This window comes from Haemophilus seminalis (genome assembly GCF_006384255.1).
Lineage (GTDB): Bacteria > Pseudomonadota > Gammaproteobacteria > Enterobacterales > Pasteurellaceae > Haemophilus > Haemophilus seminalis.
This window is the reverse complement of sequence record NZ_VCED01000009.1, coordinates 43,351-67,481: the sequence shown is the minus strand read 5'-3', so window position 1 is coordinate 67,481 and position 24,131 is coordinate 43,351. Positions and strand designations below refer to the sequence as shown.

Here is a 24,131-nt window from a genome sequence, read left to right as displayed (position 1 = left end):
AATTATGAATTTTCAGTTAAGCACCTATTAAGACTTCAAAATTAAAAATATTTTAAAACAAGTCAATCAACAAGTGCCCACACAGATTGTCTGATATATTGTTAAAGAGCAAAAAACAACGACGCACGTGGAAACTTAAAAAAACTTCACAACAGTGCGTCGTTGTGTGCGGTGCATTATAGGGATTTTCAAAACCCTTGCAAGTACTTTTTTGTAAAAATATTTAAAAAAAATGATCTTTTGATTAAAGCGCAAGCGATTAGAGCAAAATATAGATATTTTGAGCTATTTTTTTAATCGTTTTAAAATTCTCGGAAGCTCAACGATAGAATCTAACACATAATCAGCTACTCTCTCGCCTTCCTCTGTTACTGGTTTACCTGTACGAACTAATACATTCATTTTCACCTTCGCACCAATTCCCGCTTTTAGATCTTCAACTTTATCTCCAACCATAATAGATTGCGTAGGATCGATCTTTAATTCTTTGATCGCTTGCAATAACATTCCAGATTTAGGTTTTCGGCAATCACAGTCTTCTTTATATTCACCTTTTCCCTCAGGATGATGTGGACAATAGTAAATACCATCCAAATCCACATCTTGTTCAGCCAATGACCAATCCATCCATTCTGTTAACTGTAAAAACTGATTCTCAGAAAAATAACCACGCGCAATTCCAGATTGATTGGTAACCAACACCAACATATATCCCATTTTCTTTAATTCTCGCAATGCATCAATCGCACCGTCAATAAATTTAAAATTATCAATTTCGTGTACATAACCGTAATCAATATTTAACGTGCCATCGCGATCTAAAAAAATAGCCTTATTCATTTTCTTACCTTTCATACGTATCAAATTGACGAAAATTATCTATTTAATCCAAGCAATTAGCAAATATAACTCATAACCAATCTTTCTAAAAAAGATAATCTGACATATTGACATAGCAATCTAGACGTCTAGAATACCGAAACAGATTTAAAAATAGCAAATAAAAAGGGCTTATATGATTAAGCTAAACAATATAACGAAGATTTTTGAACTGCCTAGCAAGAAATTGACTGCGCTTGATAATGTCTCATTAAACATTGAAAAAGGTCAAATTTGTGGCGTAATTGGTGCATCTGGTGCAGGAAAAAGTACATTAATTCGCTGTGTGAATTTATTAGAAAAACCGACAAGCGGTTCCGTTATTGTTGACGGCGTAGAATTAACAGGACTTTCTGATCGCGAATTAGTACGCGCTCGTCGTCAAATTGGAATGATTTTTCAGCATTTCAATTTACTAAGTTCTCGCACTGTATTTGAAAACGTGGCATTACCCTTAGAATTAGAAGCTGAGTCAAAAGCAAAAATCCAAGAAAAAATCACCGCACTTTTAGATCTTGTTGGTTTAAGTGAAAAACGTGATGCTTACCCAAGTAATCTTTCTGGCGGGCAAAAACAACGTGTAGCCATTGCACGCGCCTTAGCGAGCGATCCTAAAGTCTTATTATGTGATGAAGCAACGAGTGCATTAGATCCTGCAACGACACAATCTATTCTGAAATTATTAAAAGAAATTAACCGCACTTTAGGTATTACGATTTTGTTGATTACCCATGAAATGGAAGTTGTTAAACAGATTTGTGATCAAGTTGCTGTCATTGATCAAGGTCGCCTAGTTGAACAAGGTACTGTCGGTGAAATTTTTGCAAATCCTAAAACAGAATTAGCACAAGAGTTTATTCGTTCGACCTTCCACATAAGTCTACCTGATGAATATTTGGAAAATCTTACTGATACGCCGAAACACAGCAAAGCGTATCCAATTATCAAATTTGAGTTTACGGGTCGCTCAGTCGATGCACCGTTACTTTCTCAAGCATCAAAAAAATTTGGCGTAGAGCTCAGTATTTTAACCTCACAAATTGATTATGCTGGAGGCGTGAAATTTGGTTATACCATTGCTGAAGTAGAAGGCGATGAAGATGCCATTACACAAACCAAAGTTTATTTAATGGAAAACAATGTGCGCGTGGAGGTGCTTGGTTATGTTCAATGATTTCTTGGCAACATTCAGCCAGCAATTAACACCTCAAATGTGGGGTGTTGTCGCAACCGCAACTTATGAAACGATTTATATCAGCTTTGCATCTACTTTACTTGCCGTAGTAGTCGGCGTACCTGTTGGCGTATGGACTTTCTTAACTGGAAAAAATGAGATTTTACAAAATAACCGTACTCATTTTGTGTTAAACACGATTATTAATATTGGGCGTTCTATTCCATTTATTATTTTGCTCTTAATCTTATTACCTGTAACTCGTTTCATCGTGGGAACCGTATTAGGTACAACGGCAGCAATTATTCCATTAAGCATTTGTGCGATGCCATTCGTGGCTCGCTTAACTGCTAATGCACTAATGGAAATTCCAAATGGTTTAACCGAAGCCGCTCAAGCAATGGGGGCTACTAAATGGCAAATTGTACGTAAATTCTATTTGCCAGAAGCACTACCGACACTAATTAATGGCATCACGCTTACGCTAGTCACTTTAGTTGGTTATTCTGCAATGGCGGGTACACAAGGCGGCGGTGGCTTAGGTAGCCTTGCCATCAACTACGGCGTATATCGCAATATGCCTTATGTCACTTGGGTGGCAACCATTATTATTGTGCTATTCGTTATGATTAGCCAAAAACTCGGCGATACACTGGCTAAAAAAGTGGATCATCGTTAATTAAACACAACTCTTAACTTAAACAGGAAGGAAATCCTATGAAATTAAAACAACTTTTTGCAATCACTGCTATCGCATCAGCTCTCGTTTTAACAGGCTGTAAAGAAGACAAAAAATCTGAAGCTGCAGCTGCACCACTTAAAATCAAAGTCGGTGTGATGTCTGGCCCTGAGCATCAAGTTGCAGAAATTGCAGCAAAAGTCGCTAAAGAAAAATATGGTTTAGACGTTCAATTCGTTGAATTCAATGACTACGCATTACCAAATGAAGCGGTATCTAAAGGTGATTTAGATGCAAACGCAATGCAACATAAACCTTATTTAGATGAAGATGCAAAAGCGAAAAATTTAAATAACTTAGTCATCGTGGGTAATACTTTCGTCTATCCATTAGCGGGTTATTCTAAAAAAATCAAAAGTATAAATGAATTACAAGAAGGTGCTAAAGTTGTTGTTCCTAACGATCCAACAAACCGTGGCCGTGCATTAATTCTTCTTGAAAAACAAGGCTTAATCAAATTAAAAGATGCAAATAACCTTCTTTCAACTGTATTAGATATTGTTGAAAATCCAAAAAAATTAAACATCACTGAAGTAGATACTTCTATTGCGGCACGCGCATTAGACGATGTTGATTTAGCTGTAGTAAACAACACTTATGCTGGTCAAGTAGGCTTAAATGCACAAGATAACGGTGTATTTGTAGAAGATAAAGATTCTCCATATGTGAATATTATCGTTTCTCGTACCGATAACAAAGACAGCAAAGCTGTTCAAGATTTCGTAAAATCTTACCAAACAGAAGAAGTTTACCAAGAAGCTAAAAAACACTTTAAAGATGGTGTTGTGAAAGGTTGGTAATTTCTACCGTACTTTAACTCATTACTGAATCCCTTGCTCTGCAAGGGATTTTCTTATCTAAGCTTGGGATATTTTTATGTCTTTTTTTACTTATTTCTATTTAGAAAACCGTATGTATTTTCAAGATTATTTTAAATACATCGCAATTTTTACTTCACTTGCTGCTCTTATGTTAGTAACAAGTTTATATCTTCGCCATCGTTTAGAAACCAAATACCGAGATCTCAGTATTATTTTTCTGCTCTTAATTATTCTCTTACTTGGTATTCAGTATAATCAATATGAACAAAATCAAGTATATGCGAATGATACTTCACGCATTGTTACATTTTTGAACTCAGTAAAAACATCACAAAATTTACAATTTGAGGATCTACGAGTAAATAACCAGAAAATTACAAATGGTATGATCTTAAATATTAAGGATAAATACTATCAGGTAAATTTTAATAATGATTTTACTGCTTATACACTCTCTGAAATCAATTTAGTTAACCCGAATATCAATATTATTGATAAGGAAAATAAATAATGGAAAGTTATTCATTTCTTGCTATAAAACTTACAATGGGCATTATTGGTCTTGTTTTACAGATTAATTTAATGGGGAAGGGAAACCTTGCTCCAACATCAGCGATGGATCAAGTACAAAATTATGTACTGGGCGGTATTATCGGCGCTGTCATTTATAATGACAATATCGGAATATTACAATTTTCCCTTGTTCTCATTTTATGGACATTACTAATTTTTACGCTACGTTTTATCAAAAATCATAACCGATTTGTGAAAAATATTATCGATGGAAGTCCAGTTTGGGTAATTTTAGATGGCAAAGTACAAACTAGTGAATGTATGAAAAATGGTATCTCAGCCCACGATTTAATGTTTAAACTCCGGGCAGCAGGCATATATGAAATCTCTACTGTAAAACGGGCTGTACTTGAACAAAATGGGCAACTATCAATCATTCAATACGGAGACGAAGATTTACGCTATCCATTAATTATTGATGGCCAAATTGATTACGATATTCTTGATATCATTAATCGAGATGAAAATTGGGTTCATTCAGAATTAGATGCCAATAAACTAACCGTAAACCAGGTATATATTGGTGAATATTTGAATGGTCAATTAATTACACACCTTTATAACCCAAACTAATCCACTAATGAAAGTCATGACCAATAATTTAAGTTATTGGTCTTTTTTTAAAATTTCTGTCTCAATATTCGACTTTTTTTCAGGCTAGCCCTACCAATGCTATAAAATTTCGTTACAATGAAAGCTTAGACAAAAATAATAAAAGACCCGGAAACAAACACAATGACAGGTGCACAACTCATCATGGCGTGCCTGAAAGCACACCATGTCACGACTCTTTTCGGCTATCCAGGCGGCGCAATCATGCCAACCTATGATGCCCTTTATGACGCAGGCTTAGATCACCTACTTTGTCGTAATGAACAAGGGGCTGCCATCGCAGCGATTGGTTATGCTCGTTCCACAGGAAAAGTGGGCGTCTGTATTGCAACATCTGGCCCAGGTGCAACCAATTTAGTCACTGGATTAGGCGATGCCATGATGGACTCCATTCCAGTTGTAGCCATTACTGGTCAAGTTTCCTCTCCATTAATCGGCACAGATGCGTTCCAAGAAGCCGATGTTCTTGGTCTTTCCCTTGCTTGCACTAAACACAGCTTTATCGTACAAAGTGCGGATGAATTAGCCGATGTTTTTGCTGAAGCCTTTGAAATTGCCCAAAGCGGACGTCCCGGCCCTGTTCTTATTGATGTGCCTCGCGATATTCAAATTGGTGAAGTGCCCGCGAATGTAAAAGCCTACGTTAAAACACCAGAAAAACCTACCGCACTTTCAGTAGATAAACTCGCTGAAGCAAAAGAATTATTAAAAAATGCTAAAAAACCGGTGATTTATGTGGGTGGTGGCGTTGGTATGGCGAAAGCTGTTACTGCCTTACGCGAATTTTTAGCCCAGACAAAAATGCCATCGGTCTCAACTTTAAAAGGTTTAGGTGCAATTGATCCAAACGATGATGTGTATATGGGAATGATTGGTATGCATGGTACAAAAGCTGCTAATTTTGCCGTGCAAGAAAGCGATTTATTACTCGTATGCGGTGCTCGTTTTGACGACCGTGTAACAGGTAAACTCGATACTTTTGCGCCTCATGCCAAAGTGATTCATTGTGATATTGATGCAGCGGAAATTCATAAATTACGCCGTGCAGATGTTGCCCTACAAGGGGATTTAATCCAAGCACTTAATGCACTCAAACAAGATCTTGATATTGAACCTTGGCGTGAACAAATCAGAGATTTAAAAGCAAAATTAGATTTCACTTATGTTGAAAATCAAGGCAATCGCCCGATTGATCCTTGGGCATTACTCAACAGCCTATCTAATCGTAAACCAAATAATGCGGTAATTTGTACCGATGTGGGGCAGCATCAAATGTGGTCAGCGCAACACATGAAGCATTTTGCTCCAGAGAACTACATTACATCGGCAGGTTTCGGCACAATGGGCTTTGGCTTACCCGCCGCAGTGGGGGCAAAAAAAGCACGACCGCAAGATGAAGTCATTTTGGTTACTGGTGATGGCTCACTCATGATGAATATCCAAGAATTGGGTTCAATCAAACGTGGCAATTTACCGGTAAAAATTTTGTTATTGGATAACCAACGCTTAGGTATGGTTCGTCAATGGCAGGATTTATTCTGGAATAAACGTCGCAGTGAAACGATTTTAGACGACAACCCAGATTTTGTGATGCTTGCTAATGCGTTCGGTATTCCAGCAGAACGTATTGAGTCAGCCGATGATGTGGATGCGGCAATCAACCGATTGTTAAACAGCAACACGGCCTATTTATTACAAGTATGTATTCCACCTGATGAATGTGTATGGCCACTTGTGCCACCGGGTGCATGTAACGCGGATATGGTAGAGGAGATGAACTAATGAATGAATATAAACTTGAACTCGTCGTTCGCCATCGTCCAGAAGTATTGGAACGCATTTTACGCGTAGCACGCCACCGCGGTTTTACCGTTACAACTATGGACATGACACTGATTGAAAGCCAAGTGCGGCTAAAAATTACCGTAAAATCTGACCGCACTTTAGAGCTGTTAGTGAATCAGTTGGCGAAATTGCCAGATGTTTTAATGGTTAATTAAGAATATTTTATCAAATAATTTCTTCGACTTTTCTTCTGCCAAATCTCCCCTTCCCCTCTTTGCTAAAGAGGGGATTGAATTGAGATAAATTTAAGTATTAGTTTTGAACTTTAACAACACTAGAATGTGAATGAAACAATGGTTATCCACTTACTAAAGAAATTCTCCCTCTTTAGCAAAGAGGGGAAGGGGAGATTTGGCAGTCTCAATTAACGAAGAAATTAATCATACAAACGAACCCTAAAATTTTACTCGGAGAGATTATTTATGCCAAAACTACGTTCAGCGACTAGTACACAAGGTCGTAATATGGCAGGCGCACGTGCCTTATGGCGTGCGACAGGAATGAAAGAAAATGACTTTGGTAAACCGATTATTGCGGTGGTGAACTCTTTCACCCAATTCGTACCAGGGCATGTGCATTTAAAAGATATGGGTCAGCTTGTTGCCGCAGAAATTGAAAAAGCGGGCGGTGTAGCAAAAGAATTCAATACTATTGCGGTGGATGACGGTATCGCGATGGGTCACGGTGGGATGCTTTATTCCTTACCAAGCCGTGATTTAATCGCTGATAGCGTAGAATATATGGTTAATGCGCACTGTGCTGATGCGATGGTGTGTATTTCCAACTGTGACAAAATCACCCCAGGAATGTTAATGGCGGCAATGCGCTTAAACATTCCAACAATTTTTGTCTCAGGCGGTCCAATGGAAGCAGGCAAAACTAAACTTTCTGATCAATTAATCCGCTTAGATTTGGTTGATGCGATGATTGAGGCAGCCGATCCGAATGTGTCAGATGAACGCATTGATGCCATTGAACGTAGCGCTTGCCCAACTTGTGGTTCTTGCTCAGGAATGTTTACCGCAAACTCTATGAACTGCTTAACCGAAGCCTTAGGTTTATCTTTACCAGGCAACGGTTCTATGTTAGCTACTCACGCAGACCGCAAAGAATTATTCTTAAAAGCTGGTCGTCAAATTGTTGAGCTTTGCAAACGTTATTACGAACAAGATGATGCAACCGTATTGCCTCGTTCAATCGGTACCTTTGATGCCTTTGAAAATGCAATGAGCCTCGATATCGCAATGGGTGGTTCAAGCAATACTGTTTTACACTTATTAGCGGCAGCACAAGAAGCAGGCGTAGATTTTAAAATGGAAGATATTGACCGTTTATCGCGCAAAGTACCTTGTTTAAGCAAAATTGCACCAAACACCAATAAATACCACATGGAAGACGTACACCGTGCAGGCGGTATTATGGGATTGTTAGGTGAATTAGATCGCGCTGGATTAATTCATAAAAATACACACACCGTGCTTGGAACGAGCATGGGAGAACAACTAGACCAATACGATATTATTCGCAATCAAGATGAAAAATTACATAAATTCTTCCGTGCAGGCCCTGCAGGCATCCGCACAACTCAAGCATTCTCACAAGATTGCCGCTGGGATACCGTCGATAATGATCGTGTAAACGGTTGTATTCGCAATAAAGAAAATGCGATTTCACAAGAAGGTGGCTTAGCCGTATTATTCGGTAATCTCGCGGAAGACGGATGTATCGTTAAAACCGCGGGCGTAGATGAGTCTATTTGGAAATTCACCGGCACTGCTATCGTATTTGAAAGCCAAGAAGATGCAGTTGCAGGTATTTTGGGTGGCAAAGTCAAAGAAGGTCATGTTGTTGTTATCCGTTACGAAGGCCCTAAAGGCGGACCTGGTATGCAAGAAATGTTATACCCAACCAGTTACTTAAAATCGATGGGCTTGGGCAAAAAATGCGCTTTATTAACGGATGGCCGTTTCTCTGGTGGTACATCAGGCTTGTCTATTGGACACGCATCACCAGAAGCTGCTTCTGGCGGTGCAATAGGCTTAGTACGCGATGGCGATATTATCAACATTGATATTCCAAACCGTGCAATTAACTTAGAAATCAGTAATGAAGAACTCGCAGCACGCAGAGCTGAACAAGATCAAAAAGGTTGGCAGCCTGCTAACCGTGAACGTGAAGTCTCTTTTGCATTGAAAGTATTCGGTCACTTTGCCACCTCTGCAGACAAAGGTGCGGTACGCGATAAAACATTGTTAAAATAATTTAACAAGATGGCGCGCGTTTCTAACGCGTGCCTTTTGTTATAGGCAAAGTGCGGTCATTTTTCTACGTGTTTTGAAATAAATATAGGAAGATTCTAATGGGATTTCTCGATTTTTTTAAGAAAAAAGAAATAGTTGGGATTGGTACATCATCTTATAACAAAAAGTTAATTGATGTTTGGAAAGATAGCATTAATGGAAATGAGAAGTCTTGGGTGCTGTTTGAAAATGGAACTTGCGTTATTTTACTTGAACCCGAAGAAGATTTAGCAAAACAAGCTAAAAAATTATTAAGTGAATGGGGAAAAGTTCAAGTAGCTACATCGTCAGCAGATTTTGGTGTTATCCATTTGGATAATGGCAAAGGATATGCTGTTTCATGCCATCATCCCGAAATTTTTACGTTAGTTTTAAAACAAGATGGATTAGATGAAGATTTCAAAATAGGTATTGAAGGTCGCTCTAACCGAAATTATGATGCCGAAGGGCTCAATATCATTCATATCGAAGATAAACGAATAAAAGAAATACTATGAAAAACCTACTCACCAATCCTCAACCTTCTCAATCAGATTATATCAATGCCATTGTTAAACTTGGTTCGCGCGTATATGAAGCTGCGCAAGTGACCCCTTTACAAAAAATGGGAAAACTTTCTGAACGACTGCACAATAATATCTGGATTAAACGTGAAGACCGTCAGCCAGTAAATAGTTTTAAACTACGCGGTGCTTACGCAATGATTTCTAGCCTTTCAGCAGAACAAAAAGCAGCTGGCGTAATAGCGGCATCTGCGGGTAACCATGCGCAAGGCGTGGCATTATCAGCGAAACAATTAGGCTTAAAAGCATTGATCGTCATGCCACAAAACACCCCAAGCATTAAAGTGGATGCAGTGCGTAGTTTTGGTGGTGAGGTGTTGTTGCATGGTGCTAATTTCGATGAAGCCAAAGCAAAAGCGATTGAGCTTTCAAAAGAAAAAAACATGACATTTATTCCACCATTCGATCATCCATTAGTGATCGCAGGACAAGGCACGTTAGCGATGGAAATGCTACAACAAGTGGCAGATTTGGATTATGTGTTTGTACAAGTCGGCGGGGGTGGCTTAGCTGCAGGTGTAGCAATTTTGCTTAAGCAATTTATGCCAGAAATTAAAATCATCGGTGTAGAATCAAAGGATTCAGCATGCTTAAAAGCCGCTCTCGATAAAGGCGAGCCAACAGATTTAACGCATGTTGGATTATTTGCGGATGGCGTTGCCGTAAAACGCATTGGTGACGAAACATTCCGTCTATGCCAACAATATCTTGATGATATGGTATTGGTCGATAGTGATGAAGTGTGCGCAGCAATGAAAGATTTATTTGAGAACGTTCGTGCGGTTGCAGAACCATCAGGTGCGTTAGGTTTAGCTGGTTTGAAAAAATATGCCAAACAAAACCATATTGAAGGCAAAAATATGGCGGCAATTTTGTCTGGTGCAAACTTGAATTTCCACACGTTACGTTATGTATCTGAACGTTGTGAAATTGGTGAAAATCGAGAAGCTTTATTAGCCGTGACCATGTCTGAACAACCCGGTAGTTTCTTAAAATTTGCTTATGTATTAGGTAACCGAGCAGTAACAGAATTCAGTTACCGTTATGCAGATGATAAACGTGCTTGCGTGTTTGTCGGGGTAAGAACGACAAATGAGCAAGAAAAAGCAGACATTATTGCAGACCTCACTAAAAATGGTTTTGATGTTGAGGATATGTCTGATGATGATATTGCGAAAACGCATGTTCGCTATTTAATGGGTGGTCGTGCAGCCAATGATAATGAACGCTTATATACGTTCGAATTCCCAGAGCAAAAAGGTGCGTTATTGAAATTCTTGGAAACGTTACAAAATCGTTGGAATATTTCATTATTCCACTATCGTGCCCACGGCGCGGACTATGGAAATATCCTTGCTGGTTTCCAAATTGAAGAAGGCGAACAATCAGAATTTGAACAGGCACTTGCTCAACTCAATTATGTTTTTGAAGATGTAACAGAAAGCAAATCTTATCGTTATTTCTTACGTTAATCTTATAAAAAAGGCGTGATATTTTTCACGCCTTTGTATTATTCAAACTCTAATTCCACCGCACTTTCGCCAAGTAAATTCACCAATTCCGTCAGAATTTCATCTGTTGGAATGATCGACCATTGCACGCCCAAACGTAACAACGCACGACCTTTCGGACTTTGGTAATACACGTTAATGGGCAACGTTCCACCACTCACTGGCTCAAGTAATGCTTTAAGTTGTTTAATGAAACTTGGTGTAATTTGATGCTCAGAAAGGCTGATAGCTAAGGATTTGACATAACGAGAACGAGCCTCATCTAAGGTCATTAACTCTCGAACCGTCATTTTTAAGCCACCTGAAAAATCATCAACACTGACCTGCCCAGAAGCAATCACTACTGTATCTTTTTGTAACTTTTCACCAAATTGCTCTAAACTTTCACCAAATAAAGTTAAATCTAAACGACCAGAACGATCATCTAATGTTGCAATACCGAGTCGATTACCTTTTTTAGTCATAGCCATACGAGACGAAACTAATAATCCTGCGGCAGTACTTATTTGCCCACGACGATTTGGAGTCAAATCTTTTAAACGTATTGATGTGTAATGAGATAATTCTTTTAAATATCGGCTTACAGGATGACTACTTAAATAAAGCCCTAGTGTTTCACGCTCACCATCAAGAATTTGTTTTTCTGAGTAAGGGGGGGTATTCGCATAGGCATTCTCAACTTCTTCGTGGGTTTCAGTCAGCACCCCAAACATATCCGTTTGTCCCATTGCTTCATCTTTAGCATGTTGATCAGATGCTTTTAGGGCATCTTCTAAATTCTTAGAAAGTGCGGCGCGATGTGGACCTAATTTATCAAAGGCACCTGACATAATTAGGCTTTCAAAAGTCCGGCGGTTAATTTTCTTCAAATCTACTCGAGCACATAAATCAAATAAGTCTTTGAAAATTCCCCCTTCATTTCTAGCGGTCACAAGTGCCTCAATAGGGCCTTCCCCCACACCTTTAATTGCGCCAATACCATATACAATTTCACCTTGGTCATTAACACTAAAATGATGCTTACCCACATTAATATCTGGTGGAGCAACCTTTAATCCCATACGTAAACATTCATCATATAAACCCACAATTTTATCCGTGTTATCCATTTCAGATGTCATTACCGCTGCCATAAATTCTGCAGGGAAATGGGTTTTGAGCCAAAGGGTTTGGTAAGACACCAAGGCATAAGCAGCGGAGTGAGATTTATTAAAACCATAGCCAGCAAATTTTTCCACCAAGTCGAAAATCTTCATGGAAAGCTCACCATCAACACCGTTTTTTACCGCCCCCTCTTTAAACACAGAACGCTGCTTTGCCATTTCCTCTGGTTTCTTTTTCCCCATCGCTCGACGCAATAAGTCTGCTCCACCCAATGTATAACCAGCCAACACTTGCGCAATCTGCATAACTTGCTCTTGATACAAAATAATACCGTAAGTTGGCTCAAGAATAGGCTTCAAGCTTTCATGTTGATATTCTGCATCAGGGTAGGATACTTCTTCTCGTCCGTGTTTACGATCAATAAAATTATCCACCATGCCTGACTGCAAAGGACCAGGACGGAACAATGCTACCAACGCGATAATATCTTCAAAACAGTCAGGTTGAAGGCGTTTGATCAAATCTTTCATACCACGAGATTCTAGCTGGAATACAGCTGTAGTTTCAGAACGTTTAAGCAGTTCAAAAGATTCATGATCATCTAGAGGGATCGCAGCAATATCAACAAGTGGCTTACCTTCTCGAGCCATGCGAGCATTGATCATATCTAATGCCCACTTAATGATAGTCAGAGTACGTAATCCTAAGAAATCAAACTTCACAAGCCCTGCATATTCCACATCGCTTTTATCAAAATGGGTAACAGGGTGAAGCCCTTCATTATCGCAATAAAGCGGAGCAAAATCCGTAATTAAAGTTGGAGAAATTACTACGCCTCCCGCATGTTTACCCGCATTACGGGTTACACCTTCCAACTTACGCGCCATATCTATTAAGGCTTGTACTTCTTCATCACTGTCATACGCCACTTGCAATTGTGGCTCAACTTCAAACGCTTTTGCGAGCGTCATTCCTGGATCTGGAGGAATCAATTTCGAAATACGATCAACAAAACCATAAGGATGCCCCAATACGCGTCCTACATCGCGAATCACCGCTTTTGCCGCCATGGTACCAAAGGTGATAATTTGTGATACCGCGCCACGGCCATAGGTTTCAGCAACGTGCTCAATCACTCGGTCTCGACCATCCATACAGAAATCCACGTCAAAGTCAGGCATAGATACCCGTTCTGGATTTAAAAAACGCTCAAACAGCAAATCAAACTCAAGCGGATCTAAATCGGTAATTTTCAATGCATAGGCAACTAAAGAACCGGCTCCCGAACCTCGTCCTGGTCCCACTGGAATATCGTTATCTTTTGACCACTGAATAAATTCCATCACAATCAAGAAATAACCAGGGAATCCCATTTGGTTGATAACACCTAATTCCACTTCTAAACGTTCATCATATTCTGCCCGTCTTTCGGCCCTAATTTTTTCATCCGGAAATAGAAATGCTAAACGCTCCTCTAGTCCTTCTCTGGCTTTTTTTATTAAGAAATCCTCCGTGCTCAATTCACCCGTTGGAAATTTTGGTAAAAAATATTCACCAAGACGAAGCGTTACACTACAACGCTGAGCAATTAAAAGCGTATTTTCTAAAGCTGAGGGAATATCTGCAAATAACTCACACATTTCCTCTTCTGAACGGAAATATTGTTCGGAGGTATAACGTTTTGGGCGTTTAGGATCATCTAAAGTATAACCATCTCGAATCGCTACACGAATTTCGTGGGCTTCAAAATCATCTTGCTTAAGGAATACCACATCATTTGTAGCAACTAACGGTAAATGGTAATGTTCAGCTAATTTTAGTGCTGCTTGGATATAACTTTCTTCATCCGCTCTTCCTGTTCGGCTAAGAGCAAGATAAAAATGCTCGGGAAAAAATTCTTGATAAAATGCGACCGCACTTTCAATCTCATCAGCATTATCTTTTAATAATTTCTTTCCCACATCTCCCTGTATACCACCAGATAAGATAATCACCCCTTCTCGATAATCAATAAGCCAATCTTGATCAATATAAGGTAAGTCGTTATAACCTCGCTGGTAAGCCTTTGATAACAATAAAGTAATATTTTTATAGCCTTCATTATTTTTAGCCAACAAAGTCAGATCAAAGTATTCATCGCCACATAATGTACTTTTGACTTTTACATCTGCCCCGATAATTGGCTTCATCCCTAAAGAAAGCATCTCGCCATAAAAGCGCACCACACCGCAAAAATTTGTAAAATCCGTTAGTGCCATTGCAACCATTTCATTAGCAGCACAGGCTTTTACTAGCGGTTTCACTTTGATGATACTGTCAATCATCGAAAAATCTGTGTGCGTGCGAAGATGGACGAAACGAGGCTGGGATGACATTGAAAATCCTTAAAGTGCGGTTAAATTTTGCCGTAAATATTGAGGCTGTATTATAGCGAATTTTTCAAATAAATGCCTATGCAACAAATGGCTTTCCTAATTAGCTCGGATAACCGATTGCGTGAACAAAAAATGATTGCTTTCCGCAGACTGTAAATTAGATAAACGTATTTTTATTGAAACACCTTTACAATCCATTCAATAAATACGGCCAAGCGTTTGGGGATAAATTGACGCTGTGGGTAAATCAACCAAACTGGATGAGCGGTGGGTTGAAGCGCTGTTAAAACTGGCACCAATTTTTCTTTTTCTAAATAAGATCGGATCATCAACTCGGGCATTTGAACAATGCCGAGGCCAGAAAGGGCTGCAAATAGCAAGGCATTGGAATCATTGACTTGCATGGCTTTAGGGGATTTAAAGCGTTCTGTTTCCCCCGATTTTTTTTCGAAATTGCCATGGCAAAACTTTATGCTGAGAACCTGAAACATAATGCACAATTTGATGTTCGTCTAAGTCTAACAGCATTTCAGGCACGCCATGAATGGCAAGATAACTTGGTGCAGCACAAGTTTGCATCGCTTCAGTTTTCCAAGCAAAAGGTGATGGACTGCGAATTTTACCTTCACCGGGTAAAGTAAATAATTTAAGCATTTTGTTTTCCTTTCATTATTTGTTATTCAAATACGGTTCTACTATAGTCCAAACAGCCGGGAAATTCACGATAAAGACCGGATGTGGCGCATTAGGGATAACGGCTAAATCGGCATTCTGTGTCATACGATAGGCGTTGATGACCGTATCCAAGGGTGCATTGGCATCGTCTTGGCCAACCACAAACAACACCAGCGATTGAATCTTACCAAATGTCTCTTTGCCAACTTGGGTGTTGTCATAATTTTTCTGTACATTGTCAAACCACACCGCTGTTTGTTGTGGGTTGGGACGAATGCTTTGTTGCATTTGCCAATAGCTTGAATCTAACTGGCGAATTTGTTCATAGCTTGCGCGTTTATTTCCACCACCTTGAATAAAACCTCGTTTCTATTCGCCGGCACCGATGGCAATAATTTTCGCTGCCTGTTCGGGATAAGCAGCAGCAAAGGTGAGGACGGTATAAGCGCCGTCTGAAAAGCCGAGCAAATCCACTTTACCGTTAATTTGTGCGGCTTTTAATACGGCAAGCACATCAGCTGCTTTTTGTGCGTAAGTTGGCGCAACACTGCCGACTTCAGATTTTCCATGACCGCGAGTGCTGATGGCAATGACTTCATGATTTTGGCTTAAACGGTCAATAAACTCGCCCATTTCAGCCGTTGAACCCACTAATCCACCATGCCAATCACAGGCAAGCTTTTGCCATAGCGTTCAAAATAAATTTTAGCCCCATCACTTGCCGTCGCATAATGACCGACTTTTTCATTGTTCCCATAAGGCACTTGGCTATGGTAGACAGTTTCATTTTGTCCGAAATAGCGCAACGGTTCGCCAGCAAAACTGCTCGTTGCAAGGGTGGCGAAAAGTACGCTAAGCACTAATTTTTTAAATGCTTTCATGGTGTTCTCCTGAGTAAAGTGCGGTCATTTTTCTTGGTGTTTTTTGCTAGAACGCAATTACGCAATCACTGGATACTACGACATTTCCGACGTAAGAGTTTTTTGTAAGGCGTTTATTCATTGATTAATCCTTAGGAAAATTGACACAAGCGTAGGCTCTTGCGCCATCGGAGGGGTCAGAACGATACCTGAGCAGAAAAGTACAACCGGTTAGGGGTAAGTATAGTAAAATAGCATCAAGACAGTAATAATTAAATTTAGGACTACCTCGTATAAGGTTAGGATTTTGATGGAAAGGTAAATGGGTAAAGGAATTTCTTTGCGGATTATTGTATGGAGAAATTAAATGACTGTTGAATCGATGAAAAGAATATTAGCAATGCCGTCTATAGGTAATTTTAAATGTATTGAGCTTTTTGAAGTGATTGGTATAAAAGATAGTAACCCGCCTTTTAATATTTTCTCACTAGCAGTTACTCATGAAACAGATTTACGTTTGACAGATACAGAGAAAATTACATCAAAGCTTATTAAGTTAAAGGCTGATAACTCTCTAAAATTTGGAGTTTTTAAAAGAATTGTTTCTATAGAAGATTTTGTCAATATCATTTCTGATTTAGTTACTACAGAGGCAAATGAAGATGATGGCAATAAACTTTGTTATGGTCATTTAAAAGCTATTCCTCCTGTTTATGTTCCGCCATTAGAGCGCGGTAAGAATGAGTTTTTAGGTTTACTCAAGAATAATTTTTTTGGTGGTTCGCATCTTTTTGAATGGTTTGACGAAAGCAAAGAGTATGTTGCGCCACTGATAGACAATTTCTCTGCCTTAGACGAATTTTCTGAAAAACTACAGGAATACTTACCCATTAAAATCGGTACTCATTTTGATAGATTGGGCAATATCATCGTACAAATTCCTTGTGCTGCGGTGGCGCTTACAATAGAAAGAAGAGATGAACAAAGTCATCAGTTATTGTCTAATTTAGCAGTTAGCCCCTATTTTTCAGGAGAGGTAAAATTTTCAGGCATTTTTTGGCGGGAACAACATGGCAGTATTATTGATTTTCAGAAAATTTCATTGGTTATAGGAGAAAACATCATACCTTTTCAGCAAATTAATGGAAGTGGATATTATGTAATTTGGGATGAAAATAATCAGATAATTTGTAGTGGTGGGCAAGTAAGGTTTGTACCGGAATATATAAATTGTTCTATAAATATACATGAAAATAGTCAGAGAATATTAAAATTACCTAATGGAAAAGAGAAAAGAATTAATATTTTTACCCCGAAATCAAAAAGTCAAATTGGCAATAAGACTAAAGATTATCGAAATTGGGTTAGAAATAGATTTCTCAAAATAGAAAAACAAGAATTACATGATACTTTAAAATTGAGACAATTTAAGCGGGATATGCGTCAAGAAGCGTTGGATTTTCTCAGAGAGTTGATTGAAGAATATGGAAAAAATGGTATTTATCTTTGGGATCCCTATTTAAATGCAAAAGATTTATTGGAGACTGTATTTTTTAGCCCATATGCTAATTCGCCAATCAAAGCACTAACTGGCTTAAAAATTGCTCCACAAGAAAATAAAACATCATCTTATAAAGCCGACCTTGCAAACGAAATTAACCAAGCCATTCGTCAAGCTGGTTGGTTAAATCTGACCTTTGTCAATGCTGATCGTTCTAAGGTTGGCGATTTTCATGACCGTTTTATTATTTTTCCACAAGCAATAGATGAACCTGTAAGAGCTTGGTCATTGGGAACATCAGTGAATAGCTTAGGAAAAAGCCATCACATCATTCAAGAAGTTGAAGATGGGCAGATTATTGCTGATGTTTTTGAAGAAATGTGGGACCAATCAATTAATGATGAGGATAATATTATATGGAAATCTGCGAACAGCTAACTACAGCTCAAATACTACATTTAGCTCAATCTCTTGATTATTCCTCCTGCCTACCTGATGAAATATTCTCTTTTTTTGATAAGGATTTTAATTTCAATAGTTGGAAGTGGGATGATGAACATCTTTTCTGGCAATATTATAATAATTTTTATCCATCAAGCATTGATTACCATGATGCGGTTATTTATATTGATAATCCTGATAAGAAAAATAGGCTGATAGAAAGTATTTCATGGCTGATTAACACTTTGCAAGATGAGCATTCAAGTGAGAAAGATCAAAAGATAGCTTTTGAATTGACTTGTCTTCTTCCTAAATTTTGGGCAATCAGCTACGAAGAAGGAATTATTTTCTCTCAATCCTCTAAAAATTTAGCGATAAGATATTTATCTCATCTGAAAATTGAGTTGTCTACTATCCAGAATGCATCAATTAATGACAATGAGAGAATGGATTCTCTAACAGAAAATTTAGAAAATGAACGATGGAAAAAGCTCGCAGAAGATAAATGGCATTTAAATGAATTATATAATCACCTGTCTTTAAATTTTCATCAATCGTACTCATTTATATCTGAGCATCATAATCATGAGATCTTGTCACTGATTAATCAGGAAACTAAGGTTTTTAATCTTTTATATTGGCTTGCTTTGCTACCAGAAAAATATCGCCAGCCTTTTGCACTACAAACAACCAATAAGTTAGCAAAATTTCTTTTGCTGTTTAGATTAGATCATTTATCTAGAAATGAGATGAAAGACGAGCAAATCCAATTATCAAATATTTGGAAAGATTGCCCTAATGAATGGTTTGATATTTTTAACCAATATCCGGTCAGATACCCTTATCTTCAGTTAGGATTTGGTGCATTCTTGACAAAGGCTACCGATGAGAAAATCTGCATCTATATTGACAGCTTGCATTTAAATCAAGGTGAAGAGAGCATTAAAGAGTGTTTGATGTATTTTTTTGCTCATGCTGATAAAAATAGGATTCAGTATTTATGCAAATTAGCTTTTGATAAGTGGAAGGACTGGGATTTTGGGAATCCTTACTCAATTGCTAGAAGTATCCTAGATAGAGCTTTAGTGAAATATTTCCAAATAATGCTTCCTAAACAGGATAGAGAAAATTTCATTCAAAACGAAATTAATCAAATCCTGAATTTCCAACGGCAATGGTTTGCTTCTATTGTAGAGCTAGATAAATTTGTTTATCTGCATTTATCCCGAATGCAACAAGCTTGTATTTCTGAAGAATTAGAAAAAGATGCATCACTATCGTTTGAAGATATTCAGAAGCGTGTTTATTTTCCTGCTCAATTTGACAATGATTTAAGGTGGAGAAATTGGATTGATTTGGATAAATTTAACTAAGACAATGATAAGTTGCCAATTGCGAATTGGATTAAGATCTAATAATCAAAAAAACCGTCTAAATTTTATTTTCAGACAGTTTTTTGATGTTCTAATTATTTACTGGTATTAGCATATCTTCAGGCTACACAATCATAGTAAATGTTAGGTTAGTGGAGTTTTCTTTTTTCTGGCATGAAGTCGGTGTATTTTCGTAAAAGTGCGGTTATTTTTTAGCGTGTTTTTCTGATTTTAATATTGCAAATCTTGAACGAAGATGTTTTTTCAGGGCGCTTGTTTATTAATTCATCCCTAGGAAAATAGGCACAAGCGTGAACGCTTGCGCCTATGGGAGAAAACCACCCTTTCGAGTGGCTTTGTTTTAAGCTAAATTTCCAAATTTACCTGATTGCACATCGTGAATAGCTTGAAGGATTTCTTCTCGACTATTCATAACAAATGGGCCATATCCTACAACAGGCTCATTGAGAGGCTCCCCTGTGAGAATCAATAATTTTGCAGTATTATTGGATTCAATTAACACATCTGCAGCACCACGCTCAAAGGTAACCAATTCACCGCGTCGAGCAATCGCCTTGCCGCTAACGTGGATCGTACCATCTAATACAAGGATAATCACATTATGACTTGCTGGCACGCTGAACATATAGGCAGCATTCGCATTCATTGTGGTATCCCACATATTAATTGAGCTAAATGTATCCGCAGGGCCTTTCACATTGAGCAATTCACCAGCGATAACTCTGACTGAACCTGCATTATTCGGTAATGCCACGACTGGAATATTTTCAGCTTTAATCGCTTGATATTTAGGTGCTGTCATTTTATCTTTTGCCGGCAAATTAACCCAAAGTTGTACCATCTCGAACAAACCGCCTTCTTTAGCAAATTTTTCAGAGTGCATTTCCTCATGCATCACGCCAGAACCTGCTGTCATCCACTGAACATCCCCCGTACCAATCGTACCACCACCGCCATGTGAATCCCGATGTGATACTTCACCTTGATAAGCAATAGTCACCGTTTCAAAACCTCTGTGCGGATGTTCACCGACACCACGTAAAGCAAATTCAGAATCATCGCGACGACCACCTTGGAAAAATTTGGGTTCGTTGTAATCCATTAAAAGAAATGGATCGAGATTTTTATCTTTATCGTTATAACTAAACATCGAGGCGACATGAAAGCCATTTCCTACCCAATGTTTTACTGGGGCAGTAAAAACATTTGCAACTTTTTTCATATAAAACTCCTTTGTTAATATGTAGAACCTATCGTTCTGTCAATGCGAGTATTATATGGTTCGAAGATAAGAGATAAAGATGACTTTAGTTGAAGAATATTTTACTAAAAGGAAACAATTAAAATTAGGTTGATATAAAAGAACAATTAAAGGGAATTTACAAAAAACACCCTAAAATTTGACCGCTCTTTTTCTCCTCCACAAAAAACTAATTTGAAGTACGGATTATTATTCAATTTCGTTATAACTAAAAATCAGTACATATATTTAACAATTCTTTGGTTTTGCTATGCGGTTTTCTACATTTTTACCGTCTTATATTCACTAGAGGTACAACTATGCAGCATCTCGATCTTTATCCCCACGAAATCTTACAAGATGTTATTGATAATAAGTTATGCTAAATCGGAAGGACACTTAAAGACATTAACAATTTTAAGTTTTTTTAGGTGGCGGCTATGTGAGTTTTGGTTATATGGCCTATTTAAAAGTAGTGAGCGGTATTCCTCCAGAGTGGAGGCAGGCTATCGACATTACTTGGTGCGGCGGTGTTTCCTATTTGTTTGATTTGTATATTAATCGGTGGTGGTGAATTGGCCACGGGAAATACGATGATGGCGTTAGGTCATTTAACCAAAAAAGTAAGCTTAAAAAAATTATTTCATAACTGGATTATCGTGAGTTTGGGCAACCTACTCGGTGCGCTTTTTATAGTATATTTCTTAGGGCATTATTTCGGTTTATCTGAAGGTGCAGCCTCTGATAAAACTATTGCTATCGCCGAGGCTAAAGTGCAAATGGATTTTGGTCGCGCCTTTATTTCTGCCATTGCCTGTAACTGGATGGTCTGCATGGGTATTTGGTTCTATTTTGGTGCCAAACAAACCTCTGGTCGTATCCTAGCCATATGGTTCCCCGTGATGATTTTTGTGCTTATCGGATTACAACACTTTGTCGCCAATATGTTTATTATCCCTGCCGGGATTTTTGCTGGTGATAATGTAACTTGGAGCCAATTCTTCTTTAATATGATTCCTGTCTTTTTAGGCAATGTCACGGGTGGTGCAGCATTTGTCAGCGCATCTTATCTTTATGCCTATCGTCACTTATTAAAAGAAGATTATTGTATTTAGTAAACGAAAATCTGCCGCACTTTTACATAAAAAATCCGACTGAAATTTCAGACGGCCTTTTTCTAAGAAATAATTTTAATAAATCCCTTCCACCAAAAGGTACAAGTGGTTGCACTTCACAGATTTTAAATCAGATAAACGTATTTTAATAGGTTATTGATAGACTCAATGAGTTAGCAATAAATAAGTAACATTTGCGGTTACCATGTAACTAGCTCGGATAACCGATTGCGTGAACAAAAAATGTTAAGTAGATCAAAATTTTGATAATTATCCGTTCCTATTTTGGGTGATTTCGGCTAGTCTAGCAGCGATTTATTTCAAGAGAATAAGGATGATCCTATGACAACTCTTTTTCATGTAGCGCAAAATTGGTTAAACCAAGACCCTGACGCAGAAACTCGTGCAGAATTAACCGCACTTTTAGATGCGGCAAAAGGCGGAGATAAAGCGGCAGAAGCAGAATTGCACGCACGTTTTGATGGTCGTTTACAATTTGGTACGGCAGGTTTACGTGGCCGTTTACAAGCTGGCTCAATGGGGATGAACCGAGTTTTAGTTTCTCAGGCTGCTGGCGGTTTAGCGGAATATTTAAAAGATTACGATAAAGAACCCTCAATCGTAATTGGTTACGACGGCCGTAAAAACTCTGATGTTTTTGCCCGTGACACGGCTGAAATTATGGCGGGTGCAGGCGTAAAAGCTTATTTATTACCACGCAAATTACCTACCCCAGTTTTAGCTTATGCTATCCAATATTTTGATACCACTGCGGGTGTAATGGTAACAGCAAGCCATAACCCACCAGAAGATAACGGCTATAAAGTGTATTTAGGTAAAGCAAATGGCGGCGGTCAAATCGTTTCACCGGCAGATAAAGACATCGCAGCATTAATTGATAAAGTTGCGGCAGGCAATATCCAAGATTTACCACGTAGCGATAATTATGTGGTGTTAAATGATGAAGTGGTAGATGCGTACATTGCAAAAACTGCATCATTAGCTAAAGAGCCTGCTTGTGACATTAACTATGTTTATACCGCTATGCACGGTGTTGGCTATGAAGTTTTAAGTAAAACACTGGCAAAAGCAGGCTTACCACAACCACACGTAGTGGCAGATCAAGTTTGGCCAGATGGCACATTCCCAACGGTGAACTTCCCAAATCCAGAAGAAAAAGGTGCATTGGATTTAGCAATTAAAGTGGCAAAAGAAAAGAATGCTGAATTTATCATTGCTAATGACCCCGATGCAGACCGTTTAGCGGTTGCTGTGCCTGATGCACAAGGCAACTGGAAATCACTACACGGCAATGTGGTAGGCTGTTTCTTAGGTTGGTACTTAGCAAAACAATATCAAGGTAAACAAGGCACATTGGCTTGCTCACTTGTTTCTTCTCCTGCGCTCGCTGAAATTGCGAAAAAATACGGTTTCCAATCAGAAGAAACCTTAACCGGTTTCAAATATATCGGTAAAGTATCTGGCTTATTGTTTGGTTTTGAAGAAGCATTGGGCTATTTAGTTGACCCAGATAAAGTACGCGATAAAGACGGTATTTCTGCAGCAATCGTGTTCTTAGATCTTGTACGTAACTTGAAAAAACAAGGCAAAACTTTAGCAGGTTATGCTGATGAATTTACTAAAGAATTTGGCGCTTATGTGAGTGGACAAATCTCTATTCGAGTAAGCGATCTTTCAGAAATCGGAAAATTAATGGCCGCACTTCGCAACAATCCACCAGCAGAAATCTCTGGCGTGAAAGTGGCACAATTTATCGACCATACTAAAACAGATCGTCAAAGCGATATCCTTGTATTCAACTTGGAAAATGGCGGACGCTTAATTGCTCGTCCTTCAGGTACCGAACCAAAAATTAAATTCTACTTGGATGCGCGCGGTAAAGATCCAAAAGATGCAGATCGCGTATTAGCAGAATTTGATGAAGGTGTTCGTCACATTCTTCGCCAAGATGCTTATGGCAAACAAGCTTGCTAATTAATCGCTTCTAAAAATAAAACGCACTTCGTAAAAAGTGCGTTTTTTTATATCTGAAACCCAATAAATATCAGCAGATAAAATTAGAATTACAAGGATGACTAATAGATTAATAAAAATTAGAATTTGAGATAGTTTGACTAATGGAATGGTTACATCGTTACACCCCATATAAACATTCCATTAGCCAACAACAACTAACAATATCGCACCTAACAACAAGGTTGGTGGACAAAGAAGCGGACTGAAGCCCTCCATTTGCCCCACATCCAGTTATGGATGTTGTCCTATCATCAATGGCCACTTCATAATAAAGGTGAGCGACTCACTCATTATCATTTCACTGATTAGGATATCGTTCGGGAATGTCAGACAACAGTCCGCCAAACCCAATAGGCAAGATGCACAGCTCTA

At 38.5% G+C, this 24,131-nt stretch carries 21 protein-coding genes and 1 pseudogene; 14 read left to right on the top strand and 8 right to left on the bottom strand.

Going from position 1 to position 24,131, the window contains the following annotated elements; all coding sequences use genetic code 11:
• Positions 1 to 285 precede the first annotated feature (285 nt).
• Complete coding sequence (gene gmhB, locus FE813_RS10095) at positions 286 to 840, bottom strand: D-glycero-beta-D-manno-heptose 1,7-bisphosphate 7-phosphatase (RefSeq protein ID WP_139990410.1); 555 nt, start codon at positions 838 to 840, stop codon at positions 286 to 288.
• A gap of 175 nt (positions 841 to 1,015) precedes the next feature.
• Here gmhB and metN point away from each other — a divergent pair, with 175 nt between their 5' ends.
• From metN to ilvA, 10 genes are all read left to right on the top strand, one after another.
• Positions 1,016 to 2,053 carry a methionine ABC transporter ATP-binding protein MetN gene (metN, locus tag FE813_RS10090; RefSeq protein WP_139990409.1) on the top strand — a complete coding sequence of 346 codons (1,038 nt, stop codon included), beginning with the start codon at positions 1,016 to 1,018 and terminating at the stop codon, positions 2,051 to 2,053.
• A complete protein-coding gene (locus tag FE813_RS10085; RefSeq protein ID WP_005629721.1) occupies positions 2,043 to 2,732 on the top strand; it encodes a methionine ABC transporter permease in 690 nt (229 codons plus the stop codon). The genes metN and FE813_RS10085 overlap by 11 nt, the downstream gene beginning before the upstream one ends.
• 38 nt (positions 2,733 to 2,770) lie before the next feature.
• Positions 2,771 to 3,592, top strand: coding sequence for a MetQ/NlpA family lipoprotein (locus FE813_RS10080; RefSeq protein WP_139990408.1), 822 nt, complete (start codon positions 2,771 to 2,773; stop codon positions 3,590 to 3,592).
• Positions 3,593 to 3,668: 76 nt separating this feature from the next.
• The gene (locus FE813_RS10075) at positions 3,669 to 4,124 is read left to right on the top strand and encodes a DUF3290 family protein (protein WP_139990407.1); all 456 of its coding nucleotides are present in this window, start codon (positions 3,669 to 3,671) and stop codon (positions 4,122 to 4,124) included.
• Complete coding sequence (locus tag FE813_RS10070) at positions 4,124 to 4,759, top strand: DUF421 domain-containing protein (RefSeq protein ID WP_139990406.1); 636 nt, start codon at positions 4,124 to 4,126, stop codon at positions 4,757 to 4,759. Before FE813_RS10075 ends, FE813_RS10070 begins: the two co-directional genes overlap by 1 nt.
• Positions 4,760 to 4,921: 162 nt before the next feature.
• Positions 4,922 to 6,580, top strand: coding sequence for an acetolactate synthase 2 catalytic subunit (ilvG, locus tag FE813_RS10065; RefSeq protein WP_139990405.1), 1,659 nt, complete (start codon positions 4,922 to 4,924; stop codon positions 6,578 to 6,580).
• Entirely contained in the window at positions 6,580 to 6,798 is a 219-nt protein-coding gene (ilvM, locus tag FE813_RS10060) for an acetolactate synthase 2 small subunit (protein WP_139990404.1), read from the top strand. Before ilvG ends, ilvM begins: the two co-directional genes overlap by 1 nt.
• A 267-nt stretch (positions 6,799 to 7,065) precedes the next feature.
• Positions 7,066 to 8,904 carry a dihydroxy-acid dehydratase gene (gene ilvD / locus FE813_RS10055; protein ID WP_139990403.1) on the top strand — a complete coding sequence of 613 codons (1,839 nt, stop codon included), beginning with the start codon at positions 7,066 to 7,068 and terminating at the stop codon, positions 8,902 to 8,904.
• 98 nt (positions 8,905 to 9,002) lie between these two features.
• Positions 9,003 to 9,440, top strand: coding sequence for a hypothetical protein (locus FE813_RS10050; protein WP_065246380.1), 438 nt, complete (start codon positions 9,003 to 9,005; stop codon positions 9,438 to 9,440).
• The gene (ilvA, locus tag FE813_RS10045; RefSeq protein ID WP_139990402.1) at positions 9,437 to 10,978 is read left to right on the top strand and encodes a threonine ammonia-lyase, biosynthetic; all 1,542 of its coding nucleotides are present in this window, start codon (positions 9,437 to 9,439) and stop codon (positions 10,976 to 10,978) included. Before FE813_RS10050 ends, ilvA begins: the two co-directional genes overlap by 4 nt.
• A 38-nt stretch (positions 10,979 to 11,016) precedes the next feature.
• On the opposite strand, the gene dnaE is transcribed toward ilvA, so the two are convergent.
• The 6 genes from dnaE to FE813_RS10585 form a co-directional block, all read right to left on the bottom strand.
• Entirely contained in the window at positions 11,017 to 14,496 is a 3,480-nt protein-coding gene (dnaE, locus tag FE813_RS10040) for a DNA polymerase III subunit alpha (RefSeq protein WP_139990401.1), read from the bottom strand.
• 173 nt (positions 14,497 to 14,669) lie between these two features.
• Positions 14,670 to 14,900: a LysR substrate-binding domain-containing protein gene (locus FE813_RS10035; RefSeq protein WP_235898368.1), complete on the bottom strand. Its 231-nt coding sequence runs from the start codon at positions 14,898 to 14,900 to the stop codon at positions 14,670 to 14,672.
• Between the two features lie 13 nt (positions 14,901 to 14,913).
• Positions 14,914 to 15,150, bottom strand: coding sequence for a type 2 periplasmic-binding domain-containing protein (locus FE813_RS10600; RefSeq protein WP_208430677.1), 237 nt, complete (start codon positions 15,148 to 15,150; stop codon positions 14,914 to 14,916).
• A gap of 15 nt (positions 15,151 to 15,165) precedes the next feature.
• Positions 15,166 to 15,459 carry a hypothetical protein gene (locus FE813_RS10595; RefSeq protein WP_208430676.1) on the bottom strand — a complete coding sequence of 98 codons (294 nt, stop codon included), beginning with the start codon at positions 15,457 to 15,459 and terminating at the stop codon, positions 15,166 to 15,168.
• Between the two features lie 81 nt (positions 15,460 to 15,540).
• On the bottom strand, positions 15,541 to 15,822 hold the full coding sequence (locus FE813_RS10590; protein ID WP_208430675.1) for an alpha/beta fold hydrolase: 282 nt from the start codon (positions 15,820 to 15,822) through the stop codon (positions 15,541 to 15,543).
• Positions 15,822 to 16,052 (bottom strand): hypothetical protein, encoded by a 231-nt coding sequence (locus FE813_RS10585; protein ID WP_208430674.1) that lies wholly within the window; start codon positions 16,050 to 16,052, stop codon positions 15,822 to 15,824. The genes FE813_RS10590 and FE813_RS10585 overlap by 1 nt, the downstream gene beginning before the upstream one ends.
• A 346-nt stretch (positions 16,053 to 16,398) precedes the next feature.
• Between FE813_RS10585 and FE813_RS10025 the strand changes: the two genes are divergently transcribed.
• Positions 16,399 to 17,970, top strand: coding sequence for a VPA1262 family N-terminal domain-containing protein (locus FE813_RS10025; protein ID WP_139990400.1), 1,572 nt, complete (start codon positions 16,399 to 16,401; stop codon positions 17,968 to 17,970).
• The gene (locus tag FE813_RS10020) at positions 17,949 to 19,346 is read left to right on the top strand and encodes a hypothetical protein (RefSeq protein ID WP_139990399.1); all 1,398 of its coding nucleotides are present in this window, start codon (positions 17,949 to 17,951) and stop codon (positions 19,344 to 19,346) included. Before FE813_RS10025 ends, FE813_RS10020 begins: the two co-directional genes overlap by 22 nt.
• Before the next feature lie 361 nt (positions 19,347 to 19,707).
• On the opposite strand, the gene FE813_RS10015 is transcribed toward FE813_RS10020, so the two are convergent.
• Entirely contained in the window at positions 19,708 to 20,589 is an 882-nt protein-coding gene (locus tag FE813_RS10015; protein ID WP_139990398.1) for a pirin family protein, read from the bottom strand.
• 338 nt (positions 20,590 to 20,927) lie between these two features.
• Between FE813_RS10015 and FE813_RS10010 the strand changes: the two are divergent.
• Together FE813_RS10010 and FE813_RS10005 are read left to right on the top strand one after the other, a co-directional pair.
• Positions 20,928 to 21,722: pseudogene (locus FE813_RS10010) on the top strand (formate/nitrite transporter family protein).
• Positions 21,723 to 22,064: 342 nt separating this feature from the next.
• The gene (locus FE813_RS10005; RefSeq protein WP_139990397.1) at positions 22,065 to 23,717 is read left to right on the top strand and encodes a phospho-sugar mutase; all 1,653 of its coding nucleotides are present in this window, start codon (positions 22,065 to 22,067) and stop codon (positions 23,715 to 23,717) included.
• Positions 23,718 to 24,131: the final 414 nt, after the last annotated feature.

Coding starts and splice junctions, on each gene's coding strand:
- gmhB (WP_139990410.1), bottom strand. CDS start 840: ATGAATAAGGCTATTTTTTTAGATCGCGATGGCACGTTAAATATTGAT.
- metN (WP_139990409.1), top strand. CDS start 1,016: ATGATTAAGCTAAACAATATAACGAAGATTTTTGAACTGCCTAGCAAG.
- FE813_RS10085 (WP_005629721.1), top strand. CDS start 2,043: ATGTTCAATGATTTCTTGGCAACATTCAGCCAGCAATTAACACCTCAA.
- FE813_RS10080 (WP_139990408.1), top strand. CDS start 2,771: ATGAAATTAAAACAACTTTTTGCAATCACTGCTATCGCATCAGCTCTC.
- FE813_RS10075 (WP_139990407.1), top strand. CDS start 3,669: ATGTCTTTTTTTACTTATTTCTATTTAGAAAACCGTATGTATTTTCAA.
- FE813_RS10070 (WP_139990406.1), top strand. CDS start 4,124: ATGGAAAGTTATTCATTTCTTGCTATAAAACTTACAATGGGCATTATT.
- ilvG (WP_139990405.1), top strand. CDS start 4,922: ATGACAGGTGCACAACTCATCATGGCGTGCCTGAAAGCACACCATGTC.
- ilvM (WP_139990404.1), top strand. CDS start 6,580: ATGAATGAATATAAACTTGAACTCGTCGTTCGCCATCGTCCAGAAGTA.
- ilvD (WP_139990403.1), top strand. CDS start 7,066: ATGCCAAAACTACGTTCAGCGACTAGTACACAAGGTCGTAATATGGCA.
- FE813_RS10050 (WP_065246380.1), top strand. CDS start 9,003: ATGGGATTTCTCGATTTTTTTAAGAAAAAAGAAATAGTTGGGATTGGT.
- ilvA (WP_139990402.1), top strand. CDS start 9,437: ATGAAAAACCTACTCACCAATCCTCAACCTTCTCAATCAGATTATATC.
- dnaE (WP_139990401.1), bottom strand. CDS start 14,496: ATGTCATCCCAGCCTCGTTTCGTCCATCTTCGCACGCACACAGATTTT.
- FE813_RS10035 (WP_235898368.1), bottom strand. CDS start 14,900: ATGCAAGTCAATGATTCCAATGCCTTGCTATTTGCAGCCCTTTCTGGC.
- FE813_RS10600 (WP_208430677.1), bottom strand. CDS start 15,150: ATGCTTAAATTATTTACTTTACCCGGTGAAGGTAAAATTCGCAGTCCA.
- FE813_RS10595 (WP_208430676.1), bottom strand. CDS start 15,459: ATGCAACAAAGCATTCGTCCCAACCCACAACAAACAGCGGTGTGGTTT.
- FE813_RS10585 (WP_208430674.1), bottom strand. CDS start 16,052: ATGAAAGCATTTAAAAAATTAGTGCTTAGCGTACTTTTCGCCACCCTT.
- FE813_RS10025 (WP_139990400.1), top strand. CDS start 16,399: ATGACTGTTGAATCGATGAAAAGAATATTAGCAATGCCGTCTATAGGT.
- FE813_RS10020 (WP_139990399.1), top strand. CDS start 17,949: ATGGAAATCTGCGAACAGCTAACTACAGCTCAAATACTACATTTAGCT.
- FE813_RS10015 (WP_139990398.1), bottom strand. CDS start 20,589: ATGAAAAAAGTTGCAAATGTTTTTACTGCCCCAGTAAAACATTGGGTA.
- FE813_RS10005 (WP_139990397.1), top strand. CDS start 22,065: ATGACAACTCTTTTTCATGTAGCGCAAAATTGGTTAAACCAAGACCCT.